The following is a 24,587-nucleotide window of genomic DNA, read 5'->3' on the forward strand; positions in this document are numbered from 1 at the left end:
GCCCGGCCGTGTCGCACCCGGTACCGAGTCGCCTAACGGGCGGTCGGAGCGTTGGCCCTCCTCGGCGTCGGCCCTGTAGCGGTCACCGCTGTCTTCGTTCATCGTTACTACAACGATCTTTGGTTTACTTCAATCTTACTTGTACTACTTGGTTTGTACTCTCGTCGAGGCGGGACTGCGACGTGTCGAGGTCGGTGACTGATACCGGGGCGTGAACTCGAACGGGACACGACGACGCCACCGAAGGGGGTAGAGCTATGCTCCGCCGACGGGACGGGATGGGACCGCGAAGCGGCAGGTAATTAAACTTAGCTTGTGTTAACTACGGGACGATGGTACTTCGGCGCGGAGCAACCCGAGTGCGGGACCGACGCGGGTCGCCGAGCGACCGGCCGCGGCCGGGCGGGTCGGACGAGTCTGCCCGCGAGAGAATCACTGAACGCGCGGCCGAGGGCCGAACGCGGAGGGGCGAACCGTGAAGGGGTTCGTCCTCGGCGGGACGAGTTCCGGCGTCGGCAAGACCGTGGCCGCGCTCGCGGTGACGCGGGCGCTCCAAGACGCGGGGGAGGAGGTCCAACCCGCGAAGGCCGGTCCCGACTTCATCGACCCGAGCCACCACGAGCAAGTCGCGGGTCGGCCCTCCCGGACGCTGGACCTGTGGCTCGAAGGGACCGACGGACTGCGGCGCAACTACCACCGCGGAGAAGGCGACATCTGCGTCGTGGAGGGCGTGATGGGGCTGTACGACGGCGACGGGTCCAGCACCGCGATGGTCGCGGAGGCGCTGGACCTCCCGGTCGTCCTCGTCGCAGACGCGAGCGCCGGGATGGAGAGCGTGGCCGCGACCGCGCTCGGCTTCCGGGAGTACGCCGAGCGCGCCGGTCGGGACATCGACGTGGCCGGTGTCCTCGTCCAGCGCGCCCACGGCGGCCGACACGCCGAGGGCATCCGCGAGGCCCTGCCCGAGGACCTGACGTACTTCGGTCGCGTCGCGCCGAACTCGGACCTCGAAATCCCGGACCGCCACCTCGGTCTGGAGATGGGCGAGGAGCGTCCGCTGAGCGAGGACGCGCTCGCCGCTGCGGCCGAGAACGTCCGGACCGACCGACTGCTCGACGCCGCGCGCGAACCGCCCCGACCGTCCGACGACGAGGAATTGGAGCGGACCGGGGCGCGAATCGCGGTCGCCCGCGACGCCGCCTTCCGGTTCTGCTACCCCGCGACGACCGAGCGACTCCGGGCGCGCGCCGACGTGACGACGTTCTCGCCGGTCGCGGGAGACGACCTGCCCGACTGCGACGGCGTCTACCTCCCCGGCGGCTACCCGGAACTCCACGCCGACGAACTCGAAGCGAGTCCGGCGCTCGCGACACTGGCAGACCGCGCGAGCGATGGCCTGACGGTCCTCGGGGAGTGCGGCGGCCTGATGGCGCTCTGCGAGTCGCTGACCACCACCGAGGGCGAGACCCGCGAGATGGCGGGCGTCCTCCCCGCCGACGTGGAGATGCGCGACCGGTATCAGGCGCTCGACCACGTGGAACTCCGGGCGCGCGACGGAGCGCTCACCGCCCCCGCGGGCGGTCGGCTACGGGGCCACGAGTTCCACTACTCCGAGACCGACCCCGACACCGACGCCCGGTTCGCCTTCGACGTGGCGCGGGGCGACGGCATCGACGGCGACCACGACGGACTGACCGAGTACCGGACGCTGGGCACCTACTGCCACGTCCACGCGGAGAGCGGCGCGTTCGACGCCTTCATCGAGAATCTATGACCGACGACACCACCGACGATTCGAGCGAGCGAGGAATCGAGAGCCAGACCGACGAAGACGCCCCCGCACCGACTGCCGGTGCGATAGAACCCGCGGCCCCCGAGGAGTTCGGACTCGTGCAGGTCTGGTGGGGCGACGGGAAGGGGAAGACCACCGCCGCGATGGGCATGGGCTTCCGGGCCGCGGGGCACGGCTACCGCGTCCACATGGTCCAGTTCATGAAGGGCGGCGCGGGGACCGTCGAGGACGTGCGCGGCGAGTACAACGCCATCGAGACCTTCCCGGGGTTCAGCTACGAGAACACCGGCCACTACGGCTGGCACGGCTTTCTGGACGGCTCCGACGACGACGAACACGCGGCCAAGGCCAGCGGCGGTCTCGCCCGCGCCGAGGAGATACTCGCGGCCTCCGCGGACCCCGGACCGGTGGCCCTCGACGCGCCCCCGGAGGAGGGGGCCCACATGCTGATACTCGACGAAATCCTCTACGCGGTCAACCGGGACCTGCTCGACGCCGAGGCGGTCCGGGACCTCGTCGAGTCGAAACCGGACGACCTCGAACTGGTCCTGACCGGCGGCCACGACCGCCCGGCGTTCGCCTGCGAACTCGCGGACCTCGTCACCCACGTCGAGAAGGAGACCCATCCGATGGACGCGGGTCACGGCGCGCGGAAGGGGACCGAGTACTGAGATGGCCCGACCGACCGACCAGTGACCCGGACCCTGCTCGTCGCCGGGACCGCGAGCCACGTCGGCAAGAGCACCGTGGCCGCCGGACTCTGCCGACTGCTCGCCGACGCGGGAGTCTCGGTCGCGCCGTACAAGGCCCAGAACATGAGCAACAACGCGCGAGCGGTCCTCTCGCCGGAGTCGGGGAGAGGCAAGGAGTCGCGCGAGCGGCCGGGCGAAAAGGAGTCAGACGCGGAGCGCGCCGACTGGGGCGAAATCGGCGTCTCCCAGTACGTGCAGGCGGAGGCCGCCCGAGTGACCCCGACCACCGATACGAATCCGGTCCTCCTCAAGCCACGCGGCGAGGGCGAGAGCCAACTCGTCGTACAGGGCGAGGCCGTCGGTCACTTCGAGGCGGGGTCGTACTACGACGACCACTGGGACGCGGCGCGCGAGGCGGCGGTCGAGTCCTACCGGCGACTCGCCGACGACCACGACGTCGTCGTCGCGGAGGGCGCGGGGAGCATCGCCGAAATCAACCTCCACGACCGCGACCTCGCCAACGTCGAGACCGCGCGGTTCGCGGACGCCGACGTGCTGCTCGTCGCCGACATCGAGCGCGGCGGGGCCTTCGCCAGTCTCTACGGCACCCTCGAACTGATGCCCGAAGACGTGCGCCAGCGAGTCGTCGGGGCGGTAATCACGAAGTTCCGGGGCGACCAGTCCATCCTCGACCCCGGAGTCGCGGAGTTCGAGGACAGGACCGGCGTGCCGATACTCGGCGTCCTGCCCTACGACGACCCGGGACTCCCGGAGGAGGACAGCGTCTCGCTCCCACCTCCGGACGAGCGCGCGATTCGGGGCGACGACGCGCCCGACGACCGGTCGGTCACGGTCGCGGTGCCCCGACTCTCGCGCGTGTCGAACGTCACCGACCTCGGACCGCTGGAACGCGAAGCGGGCGTCAGGGTGGCGTACGTCCCGCCCGACGCGACCCTCGCCGACGCCGACGCCGTGGTCGTCCCGGGCACCAAGAACACCGTGGACGACCTGCTCGAACTCCGCGACGCGGGGTTCGGCGACGCGCTGGCGGCGTTCGACGGGCCGGTGGTCGGTCTCTGCGGCGGCTATCAGATGCTCGGCGAGCGAATCGCGAACGCCGGAATCGAGAGCACGGGCGACCGCGACGAGGTGGCGGGGTTCGGCCTGCTCCCGGTGGAGACGCGGTTCTCGACCGACAAGCGCGTCGAGCAGGTCGTCCGAGCGGTCGACGGCGTCGGCCCCATCGCCGACGCGACGGGCGAGGTCTCGGGGTACGAGATTCACATGGGCGACTCGGAACCGACCGGGGAGGTGGCCCGGCCCCTCGGTGAGGGGAGCGCGGCGACCGAGGAGACGCTGGGGACCTATCTCCACGGTCTCTTCGAGAACGAGACGGTCAGGTCGGCGTTCGTCGCCCGCGTGTTCGAGTCCGCCGGGAAGACGCCCCCGGAGCGCGAGGAAACCGACGAGTCGCCCTACGACGCCGCGGCGGCGTTGCTCCGGGACCACGTGGACCTGTCGGCGCTCGGGGTGCCCGAGGCGTAGCGGGCCGCGCTACTTACAGTCCAGAACGACGATACGGACAGTGTGACCAAGCAGATAGAACTCGTTCAGTCGGGGAGCAGACAGCAGGTCGAGAGTTCGGCCAACAACCGCATCGAGGAGTACGAGGCCGACGGCTACGACCTCGTGGACCAAGAGATATCGCTCGACGGGAACGGGGTGACGATACTGCTCGTCTTCGCGTCCGGCGAGTAGCGACGGGGTTGCGACGTGCTACGGAGACCGGAAGTTGGGGAGAACGGTACGAAAGGTCGGAGAGAGAGCCTGCGGAGTCGAGACGAGAGTTTACGGTCGGTAGTCCGGCGACTGGGACTCGATGGTCTCCGAGACGTTGTCTAACTGTTCGCCTATCGTGGCGACCAAGTCGTCGAGCGTGACGATGCCGGTCAGTCGGTCGTTCTCGTCCACGACCGGGACGCGCCGGACGTTCTGTTCCTCGATCGTCCGCGATATCTCCATCGCGTCGGCGTCTTCGCGAATCGTGACGGGGTCTTCGGTCATCACGTCATCGACCGACATCGACGCCGCGTCGTCGCTCTCTGCGACCGCCAGCGCGACGTCGCGGTCGGTGACGATGCCGACCGGTTCGTCGTCCTCGGTGACGACTGCCGCGCCCACGTTCTCGGACCGCAGTTGCTCGGCGAGGTCGCTCAGTGTGCTGTCGCGTGCTGTCGTGACCACTTCGTCCGGGCCGAGGTCGCTTACGGGCATGATGCCTCGATTCGTACGGGAGTCACGTCGTTCAATCTACGGGCCGCGGCGCTACGACTCGTGGACCTTCTCGCCGCGGTGGAGACGGTCCGCGATGGTGAACGTCTGCTCGGCCGAGCGACGAGTCGGGACGTGCGCGGAGACGTAGCGCGCGGTGGCGACCATGTGGACCCGCGCCTTCTCGGGGTCCTCGGTCCGGTCGAACTGCTCGAAGGCCGCCTCGACGTTCTGGAGCGTGTGGAAGTCGGCGTCCTCGCGGAGCAGTCCCTCGCCGAGGACTGCCTCGAGTTCGGCCGGGTCGCCCCCGTCTCGGAGGTAGGCCGCGACCAACCGTCCGGCGGAATCGACTTCGCCCTCCGCGTCGAAGAGCGCGAGCAGTTCCGACCGGAGGTCGTCGGGGGCCTCGACTTCGGTCCCGTCCGGAATCGGCGTCGGGGGCGTGTTGAGGAACCGGTCGAGGTAGACGCTCGTCGCGCCCGCGAAGGCCCCACGGTAGGCCGCCAACGAGTCGGTGCGCCGGGCCGCGGCGTGAACCGCGTTGGCGTAGGTGTAGGTGTGGTGGACCGTGTCCCAGTCGCCGAACTCGTTGGACGTGCCGAACTGCGCGACACGGCGACCCGCGGCCTGCGCGACTTCCGCGGCGAGTTGCTCGGGAGTCGCGCCGTTCTGGACCGCGGCCTTCATCCCGGTGACTATCTCCTCGGGGTCGTCGCTGAGGAGCGTGTCGCCGAACCCGTCGGGGGCGTCCCACTCGCTGTCCGCGCCGTCCGCCGCGAGGTCCGGCAGTTCGTCGTAGGCGTCGAACGTGAGTCGGGCCACGTCGACCGGTTGTCGCCACGAGGAGAGTTCCTCCGAGCGCGTGGCCTCGGTGAGGCGGGGAATCACGCTCGGCAGCACCTCGTCGGCGTGGTCCCACCCGACGTGGTCCAGCGCCTCGCAGGCCTTGTTCACGAAGTCGAAGGTGTGGCCCGCGTCCATGTAGAGGTGGTCGGTCGCGGCCAGATAGAGGATGTCCGCGACCGCCGTCGGTTCGAGCGTGGCGATAGCGGTCTGGAGACAGCGCTCCGCGCCTTCGCGGTCGCGGACCTCGATGGTCTCGCGGAACCACGATTCGAGACGCTCGCGCGAGAGGTCGCGGGCCGAGAACGACGGTTGGTCGAACTTCGGCGGTTCGCCCCGGCAGTCCTCGGCCACGCGGTAGAGACCCGTATAGAGCGCTCGTTTGCGGTCCTCGGGCCGCAACTCCTCGTGGAGGTTCGCCATCGCCGAGAGGATGGTCAGTCCGGAACTCCACCCGTCCTCGCGGTAGCGCGCGCCGAAGGTCAGGCCCTGCGCGAGCGGGTCGGTGTAGGGCACGTCCTCGTCGGCCAACCCGATGACCGACTTCGCGACCACGAGGCGCAGACTCTCCTCCAGTCCGGTCTGGAGTCGGTTCGTCCAGTGTTCGACGGGCGGCAGGTCGGGGTCCGGGTTCGGGTCCACGTACACCTCGCCGTCACGGACCTCGGTCGGGAAACTCTGCACGTCGTCGGCCCACGGGTCGAAGGTGTCGCCGCAGGAGAGTTCGAACCGGGCGTGGTGCCAGTGACAGGTCAGGATGCCGTCGTCCACGGTGCCGTCCGAGAGCGGGAACCCCATGTGCGGACACCGGTTGTCCACGGCCTGAAACTCCCCCTCGTGGTGGAAGACGGCGATTGCACGGCCGCCCGCTCGCGTCACGATTCGGCCCTCCTCGCGGAGTTCGTCGGCGTCGGCCACGCCGACGTACTCCGAGTCGTCTGATTCTTGGGTCGCCATGGAATGCGGTTCGTCAGCAATCCACAAAACGATTCGCTGAAACGATATTTTGTACGTGAATTGATACGATTCGGGGCGGCTCGGCCGCCGGACTCAGTCGAACGAGTCGAGGTGGCGCGAGAACGAGACGGACGCCGACCCGTCCGTGCCGGACCGACTGTCGCGGCGGGCCGGGTCGGTTCGCGGGGACTCGCTCCACGACGCGTCGTCGAAGAGTTCTTCGCGCCGTTCGGCCAGCATCGACGCGAACGCCTCCTTGGCTTCGAGTCGCTCGCGTTCCCAGACTCTGATGCGGTCGTCGGGGATGTGCCGGCGGTGATGGAACCGGAGTTCCACCTTGGCGAGCATCGTGACGAACGAGTCGAGGAACTCCTCGACCACCGCGTAGTCGGGGTCCTCGGTCTCCAGCAGGCGTTCCACCGCGTCGTGCCACTCCAAGAACAGGTCGTAGGCCTCGGGGTAATCGTCACGGGGGTAGGTGTCCACCATGGCTTCGAGCGACTCCACCACGAACCCGCGCGTCGAGTGAGACGTGACCCGGAAGTCGCCGAGGGTGTACTGGCGGTTCAAATCGACTTCCTTCAACTGGGTCCGGAGGTCGTTGTACGTCCGGACGAACTCGTTGGGGACGTGGTGGCGGTACTGGTACTTCTCGACGCGTTCGGCGTTCGCGCGCTCGAACGACTCGACGACCCACTCGACCGCCTCGTCGATGGCGCCCTTGCGGTCGGTCGATACGTCGAACTCCCAGTCGTTCACGTCCTCGACCGGGAGGTAGCGCCGTCCGGACCAGTGGTTCGCCGAGGGCGCGATGTAGAAGTCGCCGTCGAGGGACTGTTCGTCAACGACTTCGCCGTAGACGTACCAGTGGCGCGGGAACTCGATGTCGCATCCGAGTTCCGACGAGAGGTGTCGGTCGGCGATGCAACTGAGTTTGTGGAACCGCGACCCCGAAACCGGGTAACTCCGGGAGTCTTCCAGTTCCACCAGGAGGCGGTAACAGAGGTACTCGCTCGGCCCGAAGTCGCGGTCGGCGTCGCTCACGGCCGGGCACCTCCGGGGCCGACTTCGCGGCCGGGACTCGCGCGACCCGTCGTCTCCGACGGAGAGAGTTGTCCGAACACGTCGTGTAGCACCTCGCGCGGCGTCTGCTCGTGAGTCCGTCCGACCGGGCGTCCGCACGGGGGCGGGAGACGCGCGTCGGCCGAGGTGGAATCGGCAGACGACGATGGCGTCACCGGCCCCGCGCGGACCGACTCGGAACGAGATGTCTTGCGAGCGTCTTGCAGAGGGGGTTTCTGAAAGCGTTATTATAAATGTTCGTATTCCCGAAATATGCTGTCAGGCCGAGTTCGTATCCGACAAAAGCCGGAGTCGAGGGCGAAACGGGAGGTTTCGGGTCAGTCGTCGGACTCCGCTCGAGGCGACTCCGCCGCCGCGCTGTCGTGGAGATGACAGGCGGCGGGATGGCCGACCTCGGTCGCCCGAAGGTCCGGAGGGTCGGTCTCGCAGACCGTCTCGAACTCCTCGGCCAGCAGGCGGCGGGCCGCCTCGCGGTCGTCGGCGGTTAGCGAGTCGATTGCCTCCGACACCACCGCCTCGGCGTCCGAGTCCGGGAGTTCCTCGGGGAGACCGAACCGCTCGCGGACCGCGCTCGCCGACCGTCGGACGCCCTCGGTGTCGAAATCGTCGGCCGCCAGCGCCGTGCGCAGGTCCATCACCGCACGCCAGTCGTCCTGCTCGAAGTCGTAGCCTTCGGGCGGAATCACCTCGGGACACCGCGTGTGGAACCGGCACCCCGACGGTGGGTCCGCGGGCGAAGGGACGTCGCCCGAGAGCCGGACGCCTGACCCGCGTTGGTCGGGGTCGGGCCGAGGCACAGACGCGGTCAACGCACGCGTGTAGGGGTGTTGTGGGTCGGCCAGAACCGATTCGGTGGGTCCGACCTCGACGATTTCGCCGAGGTACATCACGGCAACCCGGTCGCAGATTTCCCGGACGACCGCCATGTCGTGACTGATGAGCAGCACGGCGAGGTCGAACTCGCGCTGGAGGTCGTCCAACAGCGAGAGGACACCGGCCTGTACGGAGACGTCGAGCGCCGAGACGGGTTCGTCGGCCACCAGCAGGTCGGGGTTCAGGACCAGCGACCGCGCGAGGGCGGCGCGCTGTTTCTGACCGCCGGAGAACTCGTGCGGGTAGCGGTCGGCGTCGTCGGCCGACAGGCCCACGCGCTCCAGCAGGTCCGCGACGATCTCTCGCCTGCGGTCGGCGTCGTCGAGACCGTGAATCGCGAGGGGTTCGGCCACCGACTCGCCGACGGTCATCCGGGGGTCGAAACTCGACGTCGGGTCCTGAAACACCATGCCCGCGCGCCGCCGGAACTCCCGACGGTCGGCGTCGTCGCGGTCCGCGACGCCGACCCCGTCGAACGTGATTCGACCGGCGGTCGGGTCTTCGAGTCCCATCAACGTCGTGGCGACTGTGGATTTCCCGCACCCCGATTCGCCGACCAGACCGAGCGTCTCGCCCCGTTCGACCTCGAAGTCCACGCCGTCCACCGCCCGGATGCGGCCGACCTCGCGCCGGAGCGGTCCCTCGGTGACGGGGTAGTGTTTCGTCAGACCGCGGACCGACAACAGCGACTCGGACGGCGAATCAGTCATCGTCTCCCTCCGTCTGGACCCCTGCGAGCGGCACGGACGACGCGAGGTCCGCTCGGTCGTAGTCGGGACCGTAGAACACGCACGAGACGCAGTGGTCGGCGTCGCCCGAGTCACCGGCGTCGTCGGAGGGGTCGGCGTCGCGGAGCGGCGGTTGGTCGCCCGACTCGCACGCCCGGACCGCGGCGGTGCATCGGGGGTGGAACCGACACCCCTCGGGCGGGTCGGTCGGGTCGATAGGGTCGCCCGGAATCGGGTCGAGCGCCGACCCGACGCCGGGCAGACACCGCATCAGAGCGCGGGTGTAGGGGTGGCCCGGCGAGTCGAAAATGGCCGAGACGCCCCCGCGCTCCATCACCTTCCCGGCGTACATCACGACGATTCGGTCGGCGACCTGCGCGGCCACGCCGAGGTCGTGGGTGACGAAGAGGACCCCGACGTCGCGCTCGGCCTGTAGGTCGCGCAGGAGGTCGAGAATCTGGGCCTGAATCGTCACGTCGAGCGCGGTCGTGGGTTCGTCGGCTACCAGCAGGTCGGGGTCGCCCGACAGCGCGAGCGCGATGACGACGCGCTGTTTCATCCCGCCCGAGAACTCGTGAGGGTAGTCGTCGTACCGGGCCGCGGCCTCGGGGATGCCGACGCGGTCCAGCAGGTCGATGGCGACCTCGCGGGCCTCCTCGCCCGTGACGTCGCGGTTGCGCTCGACGCCCTCCCGGAGTTGGTCGCCGACGGAGTACACCGGGTCCAGCGCGCCCTGCGGGTTCTGGAAGATGTGGGCCACCGACGACCCTCGAACCTCGCGGAGTTCGGTCTCCGAGCAGTCCAGCAGGTTCCGCCCGCCGAACCGAATCTCGCCGTCGAGGTCGGCCGGAACGAGGCGGGTCAGCGCCTCGCAGGTAACTGTCTTCCCGGACCCCGACTCGCCGACCAGACAGAGCGTCTCGCCCGCGTCGAGGTCGAAACTCACGCCGTCTACCGCGCGGACCTCGCCAGACTCTCCCTCGAACCGCACTCGGAGGTCCCGCACCGACAGCAGGGGGTCGGTCATCGGTGCCCCCCGTCCGAGTGGCCGTCTGTTCGGGGGTCCAACACGTCCCGGAGCGCGTCGCCGAGCAGGTTGAGCGACACCACGGTGGCGACGAGGAAGCCGACCGGCGCGGCGACGCCCCACCACACCAGCGTCGGGAAGTTGTCGTCGTGGATGCTCGTCTCGATGAGGTAGCCCCACGACTGGCTCTGCATCGGTCCGAGTCCGAGGTACGAGAGCGTGGTCTCGACGATGAGGAGCATCGGAATCTGGAGCGTGATGGCGGTGACCACCGCGTTCGAGACGTTGGGTATCAGGTGGCGGCGCACGACCGCGAGCCGACCGCTCCCGGCGGCCTGCGCGGCCTTGACGTAGGCTGTCTCGCGCTTCTTGAGGGCCTCGCTCCGGACGAGGCGGGCGACCCCGCCCCAGTTCAACAGGCCGAACACCGCGACCATCAGCAGGAGGCTCCCGCCGTAGAGGAACTGAGCGACGAGGTAGACGAAGAACGCGGGAATGACCTGCTGGAGGTCCACGTACCGCATCAGCACCGAGTCGACCCATCCGCCGTACTGGGCCGCGACCGACCCGACGACGGTGGCGACGGGGACCAGAATCATGCCGGAGACGAACGCGAGTTTCAACTCGATTCGTGCGCCCTGTGCGACGAACGCGAGCACGTCCTTACCGGTGTTGGTCGTGCCGAACGGGTGGAGGAACGTCCCCCAGCACTTACCGTTCGAGAGCGGCCCGCCGCAGACGGTCGTCGCGTACTCCGAGACGCTGGTGCCGACCGGCGGTTGGTAGATGGGGATGCCGTAGCGCCCCTGAGACGCGCCCATTCCCATCGGTGCGGTCTCAGGGTCGCCCAGAATCACCGGGCCGACTAGCGCGAACAGGACGAAGAAGGTCAGCCAACCGAGACTGGCGAGCGCGAGACGGTCGCGTCGGAGCTGCCGCCAGTAGCGCCGCGTCAACTGTCGGTTCCGCGCGAGCGGGACCACCACGTAGCACGCGAAGGTGGCCACCCCGACTAACGAGAGCCAGTCGAGCGGGGTCGGCGACCAGTCGGCGACGAGCGGCCCCGCCGCGAACAGGTAGTCGTACGCGAACGACGTGACGAGGACGCCGAGCGCCGCCAGAAAGCCCACCGTCCGAGTGGCCGGGCGGTACCGCGCGCCGTCGACGGACGACCAATCGACCGACTCGAACGTGGCGCGGCCACCGGAATCGGTCGCCACGGGTTATCTCGCCTCCGAGCGGCGGTTCGACGACCGTCGTGGTACGTGAACTGACATTTGGTTTGCGAAGTCATAGCAGGATGACTAAAAAGTTTGCATTACGGTCGGACTCGGCGGTTCGAAATTGGAACCTTTCGCCTCTGCGTCGTCAGAGGAAGGGTCGAAGGACGTAGCGTGCATTCGTATCATTATAGTAAAATTTAACAACCCGGTGTGTGACTCGTAGCCACACAGTGAACGGTACGCACTGGTTCCTCGCCAAGCGAATCGCGTGGACGATGTTCGCCGCCTACCTGATACTCTCGGGCGCGTTCTTCGTCTTCGCGTACACGCCGGACCCGAACAAGGCGCTGGTCTCGTTCGGTGCCGCGAACCCGGACGACCCCGAGAACATGTCCGAGGACTCTCAGCAAGCCGTCGAGGCCTACGAGGAGGCCCGAAACTACGACGAACCCGTCCTCCAGCGGTACGGCAGGTGGATGGTGAGTTACGCCACGCTCGACTGGGGAACGTCGCGGACGACGGGCCAACCCGTGACCGACGCGCTCGCGAAGCGAATTCCGGTCACGCTGGTCTACCTCGTGCCAGCGGTGGTCCTCTCGACGCTGCTCGGCGTCGGCGTGGGACTGGTCTCCGCGATGAACCCGAACGGCGTCGTCGACCGCGTGAGCGCGGCGCTGAGTTACGTCGGTCTCGGCGTGCCGGGGTTCGTCCTCGGGGAACTCCTGTTGTTGGTGTCCATCATGGAGTTCTCGTGGTACCGGGCCTACTACGACACGCGATTCGGTCTCTGGACCGGCGACAACCTCGCGTCGCTCGCGCTCCCGTCGCTGGTGGTCGCGCTCAACCTGCTCGCGGCGCAGGCCCGCTACGCCCGCGCGGAGTCCCGCGAGTACCTCCCCGCGGAGTTCGTCAAGACGCTCCGGGCCAGCGGTGCCGACGCCCGGACCATCGGGCGACACGTCCTCCGGAACGCCGCGCTCCCGCTGATGACGGTGTTCTTCGCGGAACTGCTCACCGTCCTCTTCCTGACCGTCTACGTCATCGAGGTCGTGTTCCGGATTCCGGGCGTCGGCGACTTGGCGTATCAGGCCATCCAGCGACGGGACGTCGCGACGATTCTGGCGACCACGCTCCTCCCGGCGTTCGTCGCGCTTTCGGGCAACCTGCTACAGGACTTCGCGTACACCCTACTCGACCCCCGAGTCGGTGACGACACGTAACGCGAAAAGAGTCCTCAGGCCGCCTGCTTCAGTTCTTCGTACTGCTCCTCGAACCGCGCCTGACAGGACGAACAGCAGAACTGATAGAGTTCACCGTCGATGCGGGAGGACTCGCCTTCGCTGGTGACGGTGTTACCGCACTCGTCGCACTCCAGCGCGAACTCGACGCCGCGGGGTTCCGGATGCCACGCCGAGTCGGTGAGCAGACGCACGTCGTACTCGCGGACGGCGTCGGTGTCCAGCGTCCCCGACAGCAGGGGTTCGATAGCGCCGTTCCGGAGTCGAGCGTGGAAGACGACGTTCCCGTCGGCGGTCACGAAGATGTGTTCGACGCCGTCGATATCCTCGACGTCGCTGCGCACCTCCGAGACGCGGCCGGGTTCGACGTGGAGGTCCACGAGGACCGCGACGCCCTCCGAGAGGCGCGAGCGGTCGAGGTCCACGGTGAATCGGCGGACGACGCCGAGTTCCTTGAGGCGGTCGATGCGGTCCGAGACCGTCGGCGGCGAGAGGTCCACCGCGTCGGCGATTTCGTTGTACGGTCGGCGAGCGTCGGCCACCAACAGTTGCAGTATTTCGAGGTCGGTTTCGTCGAGTTCGCGCATTACTGAATGGATTGTCAGGCCAACGTAGAAACACTTTTCGTCATCCTCCGACAGGTCGTGGTAACTCGACGCATAGCGAGGCCCGGTCGGTGCACCCCGACCGGTCTCGCGGGGAGGACGACCGCAACCGTCCGAAGCGAGTCCCAGTGTTTGGCTCGCGGTCAGTCGGCCTGCACCGATTGACGCTCCGCACGGGCCTGCTCGATTCGCTCGCGCACGTCCACCGTTCGGCCGGTCTCGGCCGCCTCGTAGGCCGACTCCGTGAGCGCCGTCACCCGTAGCCCGAACGGACCCGGGACCGCGGGTTCGGTGCCGTCTTCGGACGCGCGGACGAAGTCCGAGAGTTTGCGCCGCGTGAGCGTCTCGAAGTCGCGGTCGCCCGCCACCTCGCCCTCGTAGGTCACGCCGTCCTCGTAGACGGTGAGTCGGCCGTCCTCGTAGCGGACGTGACCCTCGGTTCCCCAGACGACCATCCCCTCGTCGGGTTCCCCGTTGGTCCCGTCGCCGACCACGCCGACGCTGGCGGTGACGGGGGCGGCGTCGCCCTCGCGGTCCAGCGTGAGCGCCAGCGCGGAGTTCACGTCCACGGTCTCGCCGCGGTCGTCGGCGACTGCCGCGACCGACCGGGGTTCGGCGTCGAGGGTCCAGAGCAGCGCGTCGAGGAGGTGGCTCCCCGAGTCGTAGAGTTGGCCGCCGCCCGAGAGGTCGGGGTCGGTGCGCCACGACCCGCGCTGAATCGCTATCCAGTCCTGTCCGAGGTAGGCGTTGGCGGCGTGAATCTCGCCGAGACGCCCCGACGTGACGATTCGCTTGAGTTCCCGAAAGAGGGGGTCGAAGTGGCGCTGGTAGCCGACCTGCAGGACGCGACCCCGCTCGTCCGCGGCGGCCACGAGGTCCACCGCGTTCTCGATGCCGGTGACCATCGGCTTTTCGAGGAACACGTCCGCACCCGCCGCGAAGCAGTCCATCGCCTGTTCGTAGTGCAAGGTGTGGGGCGTGACGACGTTCACCGCGTCGAGGTCGCGGTCGGCCAGCATCTGCTCGTGTGTCTCGTAAGTCGGTGCGCCGTATTCGGCGGCGAACGCCTCGCGCGCGCCGTCGGACACGTCCGCGCCAGCGACGATTTCCACGTCGTCCATCTCGTCGTACAGTCCCAGTTCGATGTTTCCGAGTCCACCCAGTCCGATAGCTCCCAGTCGAAGTGCCATACCACCGCCGGGGAAGTCTTCAATGTAAGTCTTCTGTTTCAAAATAATTTCCGTCGCTGCCGGAGAACGCTCTCACACCGGACAGGTGGCCGCCTCCGCCGTCGCGTCACTTTCCGACAATACGTTTGTCGGCTTACAGTCGCTCCTACCCGGCCGGTGACGTGTTTCTCTCCGCCCAGAATACCTAACTTCGGCCGACCCCTCCTTGTTACAGGAGAGCGATACGATGGGGGAAATTGCAGTTGTCCATATGGATTTGATGTCGAAGGGGGGCGGCGAGGCGGTGGCCATGAACGTCCTCGAAGCGCTACAGGAGGACCACCGCGTGACGGTGCTGACGCTGACTGACCCCGACCTGCGAGAACTCAACGACTACTTCGACACCGACGTCGATATTCGGGACCTGCGTGTCGAGCGAGCGGGTCACCTCGCTCCGTGGCTGAACCGGCAGTTCGGACTGAAGTACTACGTCCTTCAGAACGCCCTGCTCGGACGCTACGCCCGGCGTCGGAGCGACGACTTCGACCTGCTCGTCAGCACTATCAACGAACTCGGTCTCGAATCGAACTCGGTCCAGTACGTTCACTTCCCGTTCGACTGGACCGTGAGTTGCGACGAGCGCGAACACATCTTCCACCCGACCGTCGAGGAGGACTCGTTCTACGAGCGACTCGCGACGCGGGTCGCGGGCGTCGAGCGCGAGGACATCCAGCAGAACACGCTGCTGGCCAACTCCGACTGGACCGCCGACGTGGTCGAGGACGCGTACGGCACCCGACCGCGGGTCCTCCACCCGCCCATCGACACCCGCGAGTTCGAGGACCGACCGTGGGAGGAGCGCGAGGACGGCATCGTGACGGTGGGCCGCATCGAGCGGAGCAAGCGAATCGAGGAACTGATTCGAATCACCGACGGCGTCCGCGAGCGAGGCCACGATACCCATCTCCACGTTATCGGCCCGACGGTGGACGAGGAGTACCGGGAGGAGGTCGAGGCGATGGCCGCGAGTCGGGAGTACGTGGAACTGGAGGGCGAGGTTCCCCGCGAGGAACTGGTCGAGCGCATCTGCTCGCACAAGTACGGGGTCCACGGCAAGCAGTACGAGCACTTCGGGATGGCGGTGGCCGAACTCGCGGCGGGCGGCGCGATTCCGTTCGTCCCGGACGACGGCGGCCAGCACGCCATCGTCAACGACCGCGAGGAACTGCTGTACGAGAGCGTCGCGGACGCCACGGAGAAGATTTCGGCGGTGGCGGCCGACCCCGACCTCCAACGGGACCTCCGGGAACCGATGGGACCGCGCGCGATTCGCCGCCGGTTCGGCCGCGAGCGGTTCCAGCACCAGATTCGGCGCATCGTCGCCGACGCGCTCGACCGTCCGAGCGCGAGCGTCTCCGAGACCACCGCCGACGCTCCGGCCGAGAAACCGGCGAGCGGGGACTGAGCGAACGAGCGACTACGCGAGGTTTCGATACTGCGCCGCTATCGCGTCGGCGGTCCGGTCCCACGCGTAATTTTGACGGGCGTGTTCCCGGCAGGCGCGACCCGCGGCGTCGCGCCGGGCGGGCGCGAGGTCGGCCCACGCCCTCATCCGGTCGGCCAGCGAGTCCGCCGCGACCGACTCGACGACCATCTCCGTCGGGACTCGGGGGTCCTCGCGGAGTCCCGACAGAATCTCGGTCGTGCCGCCGACCGGAGTGGCGACGACCGGGGTCCCCGAGGCGAGGGCTTCGAGCGTCGCGAGACCGAACCCCTCCAGTCGCCGGGTCGGCAGGACGAAGCAGTCCGCCGTGGCGTAGGCGCGGGGCAAGTCCTCGTCGGGGACGTACCCCAGAAAGGTCACGCGGTCGGCGACGCCGAGGTCGGCCGCCGTCCGCTCCAACTCCTCGCGCAGGGGACCGTCGCCCGCGACGTGGAGGTGAACGTCGGGTCGCTCGCGAGCGAGGCGGGCGAACGCTCGCAGGAGCATCCCGTGGCCCATTCTGGGCGAGAGGCGGCGGACCGTCAGGAAGTCGGTCGCCGCGTCGCCGCCGTCGGGTTCCACCGCGGCCGACGTCGTGTCCTCGGCGGCCGTTTCCGCGTGGTCGGCGGGCGACGCCATCGGGTGGTAGACGCCCGCGTCCGGTCGGTATCGCTCGGCGTCCACGCCGCCGGGGACGACGACGGGGTCGGCCACCGGACCGTGGACCTCGCGGAGTTTCCCGACCATGAACTCGCTGAGCGCGAGGACCTGTTCGCAGTCGGCCAGCGTCGCGCGTTCGACGCGCGCTCTGAGCGCGGCGTTCAGTTCGCGACGCGTGTCCGAGACTCGCCCCTCGTGTCCGGCGCGGATGCGGTACTCGGTCGGCCACGGACTGTGGAAGGTCGCGCATCTAGGAACCGCGTCGGAGACGAGCAGGTCCACGAGGGGGTCGGTCACCGTGCCTTGAAGGCTCACGAGGTCGGGGTCGGGCAGGGCGTCGAGGTGGTCGCGGACGGTCCGGACCGCGCCGGGGAGTCGGGCCGCGATTTGGGGTGCCGAGCGCTCGGCGACGCCGAGGTCGTATCGCGCGACCCGGACGCCCGAAATCGTCTCGCGGGCGGGCACGTCGCCCCGGCGGCGCGTGAGGACCGACACGTCGTGGCCCCGGTCGGCGAGTCGCTTCGTCGTCTCGTAGACGTACCTGCCCGTCCCGCCGGAACCGGGGTCGGGGTAGAAGTCGTGTGCGGCGACGAGGACGCGCATGGTAGAGCGACGGCGGAGACGGACAAATGCCCGACGGCCGACCAACCGATTCTCCGGCGGAGTAGGTTAGTTTAACTGCCGCGAGCGAGACGGCCGGACCATGTTGGAGTCCCCGAAGCGGTTGGTAATCGAGGCCGTCCCCGTCGCCGCGGTGCTGCTGTTCTGGAACCTGCTTGCGACCGTCGCAAGAGAACAACACGTCGCCGGAGCGGTCGGGAGCGCGGGCGTCGTGATGGCCGCGCTCTACGTCGTGGTCCGCGGCGTCTCGCTCTCGACGGCGGTGATTCCGCCCGCGACGGGCGACACGAGAGAGGTCCTCTACGAGAACGCCCTCCTCGCGCTCCCGGCCGGGTCGTGGTTCGTCGCCGGGATGGTGACCAACGCCCTCGGCGAGTTACTGTTCGCCTACGGGCCGCCGTCCGCGTTTTCGGCACTCGCCAGTTCTCTCGCGGGCGCGGGCCTCGGCGTCGTCGGTCTCTACGCCGTCGCCGCGGGATACTCGGCGCTCGGCGGCGCGAACGACGGAGGCGGCGGTGGCGCACTCGCGGGGGACGGAGAGAATCCGGCGGACAGCGACGAACCGGCGACTGACAGTGCGTCCGGTGACGACTGAGAACGGGGCGACTCGCGGTCCGCCACCGACTAGGGAGACAGATCCAGCGTGCGTCCCAAGAAGAAGAGATAGAAGAACGCTAGAGTCAGCACCCACTCCGCGACGTTCTCGACGTACCCGAACCCGACGGCGAGTGCGAACGCCGGGAGCGTCACTCCGACCACCACCAGCGCTATCGAACGTCCCAAGTCGGCGACTCGGCGGTCGAGGACGGTGACTGCCGCGGCCAGTACGGCGGCCACCGCGAACAGGCCGAGGAAGTGACCGAATGCGAAGTCGAGCATCGTGTCTCCGTTGTGGTACAAATCCGGGATTTCAAAGCGTTTTGGTTTCGCCGTGTCGCGATTTGAGTTTCTCGGCGACCGGTGACTGACCCGAAAAGAACCGGAGTACCCCGTCGGGGTCGGACCGACCCCCGCGTTCGGTCCCGGAAGTCCGCACGGACTACGGTTCTCGAACGCGTCACGGTCCACGGGACGCGCCGCCCGGACGGCCCGGCGGCCGGGACCTCACGCCGAGTCCCGACGATAGTCGTCCAGCCACGGCGGGGCCGTCCTGTCTCGGGACCACTCGAACAGGTGGCGCTTCTCGTTTGCGTAGTAGAGTCGGTACGCCTCCACGTAGTCCTCGGCGTGCCACCGACCCGTGACCTGCGGCGGGTCGCTGGGTTCGCCGGGCCAGTCGAGCGCCGAAACCTCGCCGCGGTCCAGCGACTCCACGGTGGCCCAACTCCCGTGAGTCTCTTCCGGCGGGTGGTCCCATCGGTAGCGCCACTCGTCGTGGGCGGCCTCGGTGTAGTCGCGGAGGTACTCCCAGTTGTCGGGGTGCGCGGCGGCCCACCGCGTCAGCGGGTGGTCGGCGTGAGAGAAGTAGAGGCCCTCGCGGGCCTCCGGGTCGCCCTCGGCGTAGCCGTTCGACTGGACCGCAGTGGTCAGGACCATCGCGTTCTCCAGCACGGACGAGAGGACGTGGCGGTCCACCAACCACCGCGCGGTCTGGTCCAAATCGCGGTCCAGCCAGAAGGCGTTGACCATACGAACGAAAGGAGTCAGAGCGCCATAGGGGCGGCGGTGCGAGTAGACGGGTCGAGACGGTAGAAACGGCCGAGACGGCCCGAGCGAGATTGCGGCGTGAACGAGGACGCTCGCGTCACCGGTCTAACTCCGGTCCAGATTCCGGTTACGGTTCCACGGGGCCTCGTCGAGGTCTACGAAGCGCTCGCGGCGGTCGATACCGTCAATCTTCTCCACGTCCTCGGGGTCGAGGTCGATGCCGAGGCTGAGCCAGTTCTCCCGCAGGTGGTCCGAGTCCGTCGCCTCCGGGAGAGCGGTCACGCCCTTCTCGCGGAGCCACGCAAGGCTGACCTGCTCGGGGGTCGCGTCGTGCTTGTCGGCGACGTCCCGGATCTCGTCCACTTCCTCGACGCGACCCTGAGCGGTGGGCAGGTAAGCCACCAGTTCCACGTCCACGTCGTCGCGCGCACAGAACTCCCGGAGTTCGGTTTGCGGGAGGAGCGGGTGCATCTCGACCAGATTGGCGAAGACGGGGGCCGGCGAGGCTTCGACGGCCTCCTCCAACAGGTCCGCCGTGAAGTTACTCACGCCGATTTCACGGACGAGGCCCTCCTCGCGGAGTTCCGCGAAGGCTTCGAGAGTCCCTTCGGGTTCGTACTCGTCGGTCGGCCAGTGGACGTATAGCAGGTCCACATAGTCCAAATCGAGGTGGTCGAGGCTCTCCTCGGCGCTCCTGCGAACGTGGTCAGACGCGAGGTCCTCCGAATCGACCTTCGTCGTCACGAACAGGTCTTCGCGCGGGAGGTCAGCCAAGTCGATGGCGTCGCCCACCGCCTTCTCGTTGTAGTAGGATTCGCGCCGCTCGGTCGCGTCGACGTGACGGTACCCGATTTCGAACGCCTCCCGAACGCCGTCGAGACACTCGTCGTACTCGGTGTCCTGCGGAGTGCCGACGCCGAGCATCGGCATCTCGTTTGCGGTCGGCGGCGAGAGCGCGGCCACTGCGTCGTCGCTATCGCCGACCACCGACTCGGTCGATGCCGGTTCGGACTGGTTCGCCGTGCCGACCCGCGCGTCCCCCTCGCCAGTCGTCTTCGCGTCGTTTGCGTCGTTCGCGCGGTTCGTATCGTTCGCGTCGCTACGACGTTGCGCTTCGAGTAAGAGTCCCACGACGAACGCAAACACGGCAGTGAGTATCACTTTCCGGAGGCGTCCGTCGTTCGCGGTCCGCTGGAGGTGTCGAACGACCGCGCCCAACTCAGTTACCGGTCGGTCGACTCTCTCCATCTGCCGTTCGAACATGGTATGTCAGTTGGCCGGACGCACACTTTGGAATTGCGGCAGTACTTCCGGATTTCTGTGATTTAATCGGTCTTTCGGGGACGCCGAACAGGAGTGACATCTCCGGGCCAAAACATCGGTGGTCCGGCCGGCGAGCGACGAGAGTCGTCCACAAGGAATTAGTAGTATTGCCGAGACGTGGCGTCGGATGCCCTCCAAACGCCCGCTCGCTCGCCACATCGCCGCCCGCATCTGCGGCCTCTTCCTCGCCGTCGCGTTCGTCGGGGCTGCCACCGCCCAGTCCGGCGTTGGACCGACGCCCGACTTAGACATTGAACTCCGATTCCTCGGCGCGCTCCTCGTCTACCTCCTTCTCGGGGCGCGCTAGTCGTCTTCGGGCCGGTCTACGCCCGCGAAACCGTGTCCCAGCTCCGCGTGGACCCTATCGGCTCGTTCTTCTGGGGCCTGCTCACCGCCATCGGCGTCCCGATTGCGCTCGCCCTGCTCGCAGTCACCATCATCGGATTGGTCGTCGCCATCCCCGGATTCATCCTCCTCGCCATTGTCGGACTGGTCGGGTCGGCGGTTTCGGTGGTCTGGGTCGGCAGTCTCGCGCTCGGCGACGAGGAAGTCGGCGGAAAAGCCGTCGTAGTCGGTGCCCTCCTGCTTGCCGTTCCCGCCTCGATTTCTGTCCTCGGCGACCTCGTCACCACGCTCGTCGGCTTCTTCGGTACCGGCGTGGTCGCGCGTCGCCTCTACGCGGCGTGGCAGGACGACTGACAGGAGATTTCCCCGCGCTATCGAACGCATCTAAATCCTACGGCAGGTTCGGCGAACAGCGTTTTACCCCTCGCCACCGTCGCTCCTTCGGTAACCATGGCGGAGTACGATTTCGACGGGCGAGTGGCGTTCGTGACGGGGGCGGCCCGCGGGCAAGGTCGTTCGCACGCCCTGCGGTACGCCGAGAACGGCGCGGACGTGGTGTGTGCCGACATCTGCGAGACGACCGACGAATCGACCTACGAACTCGGCGACGAGACCGAACTGGACGAGACCGTCCGGAAAGTGGAGGAGCGCGGCCAGCGCGCGCTCGGCGTCCAGATGGACGTGTCGGACGCGGCCGAGGTCGAGGCGGGCGTCGAACACGCCGTCTCGGAGTTCGGCCGCATCGACATCCTCGCCAACAACGCCGGGGTCGCGCCGGTCTCGGGACTGATGGAACTGGACGAGGAGACGTGGGACCACGCGCTCGACGTGAACCTCAAGGGGATGTGGCTCTGCGCGAAGCACGTCGGCCAGCACATGATAGCGCGCGGCGAGGGCGGGCGCATCGTCAACACCTCCTCGACCGCCGGGATGGTGGCCTCGCCCGGACTGGGCCACTACAGCGCCGCCAAGCACGGCGTCGTCGGCCTGACGAAGAACCTCGCGATGGAACTGGCACAGTACGACGTGACGGTCAATGCGGTGTGTCCGACCGCGGTAGACACCGCGATGGTGGGCGGCATCGTCGAGTCCATCGGCGAGGAGATGGCCGAAATCGCCGAGCAGTCCGGGCCGGACAACGTGCTGGGCGAAATCGTGCAACCCGAGGACGTGAGCGCGGCGTTCATGTGGCTGTCGAGCGACGACGCCCGCTACGTCACCGGTATCGCGCTCCCCGTCGCAGCGGGGGCGACCGCGATATGAACGTTCGGTGAGACCCGTGAACTGGGAAACGTTTCTGGACTACGACCGGAATCGAATCGCGTGGTGGCTCTACATCGTCGCGTTAGCCCTCGGCGTCGCTTTCGTCGGCTACTCGTTCGTGGGAATGTTCGTGCTGGGCGTGTTCTTCTACTACGCGTCGCGGCCCATCGACCACCGAATCGGCGAGTACGTGGACAACGACGGACTGTCGGCGGGCCTGACGCTGGCGGGCATCGTGACGCCGATACTGTTCGTGGTGGCCTACGTGATTCTAGTGGGGGTACAAAACCTAGCGTCCCTGTCGGGGACACCGGGAAGCGGACTGCTCGCGCCGGTGTTGAACGTCGGGGAGTTCACGTCGAGTCAACAGAACCTGCTCGATACGCTGGTGGAGAACCCGGGGAGGCTTCGCTCGCTCGACACGAACCGCATCCAGCAACTGGTGAGTACCGCCCTCTCCGCGCTCGGAACCGTGGTCAACGTCCTCATCGTCCTCTCGCTGGCGTTCGGACTGGCGTTCTTCTTGCTCCGGGACGACGACAGAATCGCGGCGTGGTTCCGCGACGAGATGGCCCCCGAGGGGACGACCGGGTACGCCTACGCCTACGCCGTGGACGACGAACTGGAGACTGTCTTCTTCGGAAACATGGTGTTCGTCCTCGTCATGGCCGTCCTCGCGGCGGTGGTCTACTACGGGTTCAACTTCCTCGCACCGCCCGCGCTGACCATCCCGTTCGCCATCTTGCTGGCGCTGCTGACGGGTGTTGCCAGCCTCGTCCCGCTCGTCGTCGGGAAGGTGGTCTACGTCCCGATAGTCGCGTATCTCGCGTGGATCGCGTCCGGACAGGGCGGTGTCGCGATGATATACCCCATCGGCCTGCTGGTGGTGTCGTTCCTCGTCCTCGACATCCTGCCCCAGACGTTCCTCCAGCCCTACATCTCCGGCAACGACATCCACGTCGGCATCATGATGTTCGCGTACATCCTCGGCCCGATTCTGTTCGGGTGGTACGGGTTCTTCCTGCTTCCGCTGTTCTTCGTGCTGGTGATTCAGGCGGTCCGCATCGTCGTGACCGACCTGATTCACGGCGACGAACTCAGCCCGGACGTGGACGCCGCGCCCTCGCTCGGGGAACGCGACCTCGGCGAGATGGGCGACTCCGACGAGGACGACTCCGCGACCTCCTCGTGACTGGAACAGCGTCTCCCGACACGAGACCGGCTATCGTCGGACGAACGTCGGCGTCCCCGGGTTTCCGGCGTCCCGGTATCCGAGCGAGCGGAGCGCGTACACGAGGTCGGCGAGCGCGTAGTCGGCCGACTCGGTGACGGGGAGCGCGTCGTCGGTGTAGTCGGCGGTTCGCTCCCGGAGGTCGTCCAGCGAGAGTTCCGCCGCGCCGGGCGAGTCCGCCAGCGCGGCGCGCACCGGGTCGTCGTGCGGGCCGAGGTCGTAGCTCTCGCGCTTGGTCTCGACGCGCTCGCGGAGGTCGCGGTGGGTCCGGCGAGCAGACCGGTCGGGGTCCCGGACGCGCGCGACGTGGGCCACGAGGCGGCGGTTCTCGCGGACCGCTCGGTCCCAGTTGCGGACCGCGCTGACTGCGACGTCGGCGAGTTCGTCGGGGTCACCGACGAGACGGTAGTCGTCGGGCACGCAGTCGTAAATCCACGGTTCGTCCCGGAGGACGAGTACCTGTCCGCTGGCGGCCTGCTCGAACGGCGTCCGGGCCATGGTCTCGTACTCGCTGGCGCAGACCGCGAGGTCGCCCCGCCGGAGCGCGGCTTCGTAGGTTTCGCGGTCGGCCTCCGGGAAGGCCTCGACCCACTCGGGACTCGCGTACTCGTCGGGTATCTCCTCCATGCTCGTGAGTAGCGTTTCGACGCCGAACTCCTCGTGGAGGCGCTCGCCGACCGCGAGGAGTCGGTCGGCGCGCTTCTTCTCCCAGAGCGACCCCGCGAGGTGGAGGACCTCGGGGGCGTCGGCGTACGACTCCTCGAACCCCGAGAAGTCGATGGGACTCCCGGTCTCGATTGCACCGTCGAGCGCGTCTTCGACCACTTCGGGGCGGAGAACCTCCGTCGCGCGCTCTCGGAGTCGGTCGGCGTCCACTCCGGCCTTGAACCAGACCCCGTCGGCGAAGACGGCCCCGGCCATCGCCATCCTGCTCTGGAACTCGTCGCGGTACGAGCAGTAGCGGTACTTGAACGGGACCTGCAGGTCGTGGACGTTGGCTATCACGTCGAAAGGGGCCACGTCGGCGGCCCACAGGTCGGTCTGCTGGCAGAGCCACTTGCGGAGGTCGAACCGGCCGGTCCGGCGCTGGTCGACGACCACGTCGAGGTACGCGCCCCGGTCGTAGACAGCGCGCTTCAGCGCGGCGAGTTCGGCCCAACTGTAGCCGCCCTCGGTGAAGAGGTGGGTCCCTCCAGCGTCTGAATCACCGAGCGGTTCGGCCCGAATCGCGGTGACCCGCTCGCGGTCGGCCAGAATCGCCCCGTCGGGGACCTGCGGCGGGACCAGCCAGTAGACGTGGAGCGCGGGGTCGCGGTCGAGCCACCCCTCGACCCACGTCGCGGCGTCGCCGAGGGTGCCGTTGGCAGTCGGGTCGTCGGGGCGGTAGAGTTCCGGAATCAGCAGGACGCGCATGGTGAGGTCCGCGGAGTGGAAGCAGGGGACGACGGCTAACGGCTTGAACGTCTCGGCCGAGATAGAGAAGGGTAGAACAGAGCCGAGAGAGTTCAGCACG

24 protein-coding genes are annotated in these 24,587 nt (G+C 67.9%); 11 read left to right on the forward strand and 13 right to left on the reverse strand.

The window, feature by feature from the left end; genetic code table 11:
* Positions 1–475: 475 nt before the first annotated feature.
* The 4 genes from NGM06_RS19915 to NGM06_RS19930 are packed head-to-tail and all read left to right on the forward strand — an operon-like array spanning position 476 to position 4,242.
* Positions 476–1,774, forward strand: coding sequence for a cobyrinic acid a,c-diamide synthase (locus NGM06_RS19915; protein ID WP_254270157.1), 1,299 nt, complete (start codon positions 476–478; stop codon positions 1,772–1,774).
* Positions 1,771–2,463 carry a cob(I)yrinic acid a,c-diamide adenosyltransferase gene (locus NGM06_RS19920; protein ID WP_254270158.1) on the forward strand — a complete coding sequence of 231 codons (693 nt, stop codon included), beginning with the start codon at positions 1,771–1,773 and terminating at the stop codon, positions 2,461–2,463. The genes NGM06_RS19915 and NGM06_RS19920 overlap by 4 nt, the downstream gene beginning before the upstream one ends.
* A gap of 21 nt (positions 2,464–2,484) precedes the next feature.
* Positions 2,485–4,029, forward strand: coding sequence for a cobyric acid synthase (locus tag NGM06_RS19925; protein WP_254270159.1), 1,545 nt, complete (start codon positions 2,485–2,487; stop codon positions 4,027–4,029).
* Between the two features lie 42 nt (positions 4,030–4,071).
* Positions 4,072–4,242 carry a hypothetical protein gene (locus NGM06_RS19930; protein ID WP_254270160.1) on the forward strand — a complete coding sequence of 57 codons (171 nt, stop codon included), beginning with the start codon at positions 4,072–4,074 and terminating at the stop codon, positions 4,240–4,242.
* A 90-nt stretch (positions 4,243–4,332) separates the two neighbouring features.
* Here the strand turns inward: NGM06_RS19930 and NGM06_RS19935 are convergent, their stop codons facing one another.
* The 6 genes from NGM06_RS19935 to NGM06_RS19960 all read right to left on the reverse strand — a co-directional run bounded on the left by NGM06_RS19935 (position 4,333) and on the right by NGM06_RS19960 (position 11,486).
* Positions 4,333–4,758 (reverse strand): CBS domain-containing protein, encoded by a 426-nt coding sequence (locus tag NGM06_RS19935; RefSeq protein WP_254270161.1) that lies wholly within the window; start codon positions 4,756–4,758, stop codon positions 4,333–4,335.
* Between the two features lie 51 nt (positions 4,759–4,809).
* Complete coding sequence (locus NGM06_RS19940; RefSeq protein ID WP_254270162.1) at positions 4,810–6,555, reverse strand: Rieske (2Fe-2S) protein; 1,746 nt, start codon at positions 6,553–6,555, stop codon at positions 4,810–4,812.
* A gap of 93 nt (positions 6,556–6,648) precedes the next feature.
* The gene (locus tag NGM06_RS19945) at positions 6,649–7,599 is read right to left on the reverse strand and encodes a hypothetical protein (protein ID WP_254270163.1); all 951 of its coding nucleotides are present in this window, start codon (positions 7,597–7,599) and stop codon (positions 6,649–6,651) included.
* 356 nt (positions 7,600–7,955) lie between these two features.
* Positions 7,956–9,221: an ABC transporter ATP-binding protein gene (locus tag NGM06_RS19950; protein ID WP_254270164.1), complete on the reverse strand. Its 1,266-nt coding sequence runs from the start codon at positions 9,219–9,221 to the stop codon at positions 7,956–7,958.
* Positions 9,214–10,266, reverse strand: a complete 1,053-nt coding sequence (locus NGM06_RS19955) for an ABC transporter ATP-binding protein (RefSeq protein ID WP_254270165.1) — start codon at positions 10,264–10,266, stop codon at positions 9,214–9,216. The genes NGM06_RS19950 and NGM06_RS19955 overlap by 8 nt, the downstream gene beginning before the upstream one ends.
* Positions 10,263–11,486 (reverse strand): ABC transporter permease, encoded by a 1,224-nt coding sequence (locus NGM06_RS19960; RefSeq protein WP_254270166.1) that lies wholly within the window; start codon positions 11,484–11,486, stop codon positions 10,263–10,265. The genes NGM06_RS19955 and NGM06_RS19960 overlap by 4 nt, the downstream gene beginning before the upstream one ends.
* A gap of 233 nt (positions 11,487–11,719) precedes the next feature.
* On the opposite strand from NGM06_RS19960, the gene NGM06_RS19965 reads away from it, so the two are divergent.
* Positions 11,720–12,709: an ABC transporter permease gene (locus NGM06_RS19965; protein WP_254270167.1), complete on the forward strand. Its 990-nt coding sequence runs from the start codon at positions 11,720–11,722 to the stop codon at positions 12,707–12,709.
* Positions 12,710–12,723: 14 nt separating this feature from the next.
* Here the strand turns inward: NGM06_RS19965 and NGM06_RS19970 are convergent, their stop codons facing one another.
* Both NGM06_RS19970 and NGM06_RS19975 read right to left on the reverse strand, forming a co-directional pair.
* Positions 12,724–13,314, reverse strand: coding sequence for an AsnC family transcriptional regulator (locus tag NGM06_RS19970; RefSeq protein ID WP_254270168.1), 591 nt, complete (start codon positions 13,312–13,314; stop codon positions 12,724–12,726).
* A 161-nt stretch (positions 13,315–13,475) separates the two neighbouring features.
* The gene (locus NGM06_RS19975) at positions 13,476–14,522 is read right to left on the reverse strand and encodes a Gfo/Idh/MocA family protein (protein ID WP_254270169.1); all 1,047 of its coding nucleotides are present in this window, start codon (positions 14,520–14,522) and stop codon (positions 13,476–13,478) included.
* Between the two features lie 250 nt (positions 14,523–14,772).
* Between NGM06_RS19975 and NGM06_RS19980 the strand changes: the two genes are divergently transcribed.
* On the forward strand, positions 14,773–15,966 hold the full coding sequence (locus NGM06_RS19980) for a glycosyltransferase family 4 protein (RefSeq protein WP_254270170.1): 1,194 nt from the start codon (positions 14,773–14,775) through the stop codon (positions 15,964–15,966).
* 12 nt (positions 15,967–15,978) lie between these two features.
* On the opposite strand, the gene NGM06_RS19985 is transcribed toward NGM06_RS19980, so the two are convergent.
* Positions 15,979–17,247: a glycosyltransferase family 4 protein gene (locus NGM06_RS19985; RefSeq protein ID WP_254270171.1), complete on the reverse strand. Its 1,269-nt coding sequence runs from the start codon at positions 17,245–17,247 to the stop codon at positions 15,979–15,981.
* Positions 17,248–17,347: 100 nt separating this feature from the next.
* On the opposite strand from NGM06_RS19985, the gene NGM06_RS19990 reads away from it, so the two are divergent.
* Positions 17,348–17,860, forward strand: a complete 513-nt coding sequence (locus NGM06_RS19990; protein WP_254270172.1) for a hypothetical protein — start codon at positions 17,348–17,350, stop codon at positions 17,858–17,860.
* 29 nt (positions 17,861–17,889) lie between these two features.
* Here the strand turns inward: NGM06_RS19990 and NGM06_RS19995 are convergent, their stop codons facing one another.
* The 3 genes from NGM06_RS19995 to NGM06_RS20005 form a co-directional block, all read right to left on the reverse strand.
* Entirely contained in the window at positions 17,890–18,144 is a 255-nt protein-coding gene (locus tag NGM06_RS19995) for a hypothetical protein (protein ID WP_254270173.1), read from the reverse strand.
* A 225-nt stretch (positions 18,145–18,369) separates the two neighbouring features.
* Positions 18,370–18,894 carry a hypothetical protein gene (locus tag NGM06_RS20000; RefSeq protein WP_254270174.1) on the reverse strand — a complete coding sequence of 175 codons (525 nt, stop codon included), beginning with the start codon at positions 18,892–18,894 and terminating at the stop codon, positions 18,370–18,372.
* Between the two features lie 123 nt (positions 18,895–19,017).
* Entirely contained in the window at positions 19,018–20,175 is a 1,158-nt protein-coding gene (locus NGM06_RS20005; RefSeq protein WP_368410509.1) for an aldo/keto reductase, read from the reverse strand.
* 187 nt (positions 20,176–20,362) lie between these two features.
* Here NGM06_RS20005 and NGM06_RS20010 point away from each other — a divergent pair, with 187 nt between their 5' ends.
* From NGM06_RS20010 to NGM06_RS20025, 4 genes are all read left to right on the forward strand, one after another.
* A complete protein-coding gene (locus NGM06_RS20010) occupies positions 20,363–20,542 on the forward strand; it encodes a hypothetical protein (protein ID WP_254270175.1) in 180 nt (59 codons plus the stop codon).
* Positions 20,543–20,574: 32 nt separating this feature from the next.
* Positions 20,575–20,934, forward strand: coding sequence for a DUF8173 domain-containing protein (locus NGM06_RS20015; RefSeq protein WP_254270176.1), 360 nt, complete (start codon positions 20,575–20,577; stop codon positions 20,932–20,934).
* 96 nt (positions 20,935–21,030) lie between these two features.
* A complete protein-coding gene (locus NGM06_RS20020; RefSeq protein WP_254270177.1) occupies positions 21,031–21,843 on the forward strand; it encodes a mycofactocin-coupled SDR family oxidoreductase in 813 nt (270 codons plus the stop codon).
* 16 nt (positions 21,844–21,859) lie between these two features.
* Entirely contained in the window at positions 21,860–23,035 is a 1,176-nt protein-coding gene (locus tag NGM06_RS20025) for an AI-2E family transporter (protein ID WP_254270178.1), read from the forward strand.
* A 30-nt stretch (positions 23,036–23,065) separates the two neighbouring features.
* On the opposite strand, the gene NGM06_RS20030 is transcribed toward NGM06_RS20025, so the two are convergent.
* On the reverse strand, positions 23,066–24,586 hold the full coding sequence (locus NGM06_RS20030; protein ID WP_254270179.1) for a glycosyltransferase: 1,521 nt from the start codon (positions 24,584–24,586) through the stop codon (positions 23,066–23,068).
* Between the last annotated feature and the right edge of the window lies 1 nt (position 24,587).

The organism is Halorussus aquaticus (assembly GCF_024218795.1).
GTDB lineage: Archaea > Halobacteriota > Halobacteria > Halobacteriales > Haladaptataceae > Halorussus > Halorussus aquaticus.

Excerpts from the sequence above, each read along its gene's own strand:
- NGM06_RS19920 (WP_254270158.1), top strand. The coding sequence starts at position 1,771 with ATGACCGACGACACCACCGACGATTCGAGCGAGCGAGGAATCGAGAGC.
- NGM06_RS19935 (WP_254270161.1), bottom strand. The coding sequence starts at position 4,758 with ATGCCCGTAAGCGACCTCGGCCCGGACGAAGTGGTCACGACAGCACGC.
- NGM06_RS19940 (WP_254270162.1), bottom strand. The coding sequence starts at position 6,555 with ATGGCGACCCAAGAATCAGACGACTCGGAGTACGTCGGCGTGGCCGAC.
- NGM06_RS19950 (WP_254270164.1), bottom strand. The coding sequence starts at position 9,221 with ATGACTGATTCGCCGTCCGAGTCGCTGTTGTCGGTCCGCGGTCTGACG.
- NGM06_RS19955 (WP_254270165.1), bottom strand. The coding sequence starts at position 10,266 with ATGACCGACCCCCTGCTGTCGGTGCGGGACCTCCGAGTGCGGTTCGAG.
- NGM06_RS19970 (WP_254270168.1), bottom strand. The coding sequence starts at position 13,314 with ATGCGCGAACTCGACGAAACCGACCTCGAAATACTGCAACTGTTGGTG.
- NGM06_RS19975 (WP_254270169.1), bottom strand. The coding sequence starts at position 14,522 with ATGGCACTTCGACTGGGAGCTATCGGACTGGGTGGACTCGGAAACATC.
- NGM06_RS19980 (WP_254270170.1), top strand. The coding sequence starts at position 14,773 with ATGGATTTGATGTCGAAGGGGGGCGGCGAGGCGGTGGCCATGAACGTC.
- NGM06_RS19985 (WP_254270171.1), bottom strand. The coding sequence starts at position 17,247 with ATGCGCGTCCTCGTCGCCGCACACGACTTCTACCCCGACCCCGGTTCC.
- NGM06_RS19990 (WP_254270172.1), top strand. The coding sequence starts at position 17,348 with ATGTTGGAGTCCCCGAAGCGGTTGGTAATCGAGGCCGTCCCCGTCGCC.
- NGM06_RS19995 (WP_254270173.1), bottom strand. The coding sequence starts at position 18,144 with ATGCTCGACTTCGCATTCGGTCACTTCCTCGGCCTGTTCGCGGTGGCC.
- NGM06_RS20000 (WP_254270174.1), bottom strand. The coding sequence starts at position 18,894 with ATGGTCAACGCCTTCTGGCTGGACCGCGATTTGGACCAGACCGCGCGG.
- NGM06_RS20005 (WP_368410509.1), bottom strand. The coding sequence starts at position 20,175 with ATGTTCGAACGGCAGATGGAGAGAGTCGACCGACCGGTAACTGAGTTG.
- NGM06_RS20010 (WP_254270175.1), top strand. The coding sequence starts at position 20,363 with ATGCCCTCCAAACGCCCGCTCGCTCGCCACATCGCCGCCCGCATCTGC.
- NGM06_RS20020 (WP_254270177.1), top strand. The coding sequence starts at position 21,031 with ATGGCGGAGTACGATTTCGACGGGCGAGTGGCGTTCGTGACGGGGGCG.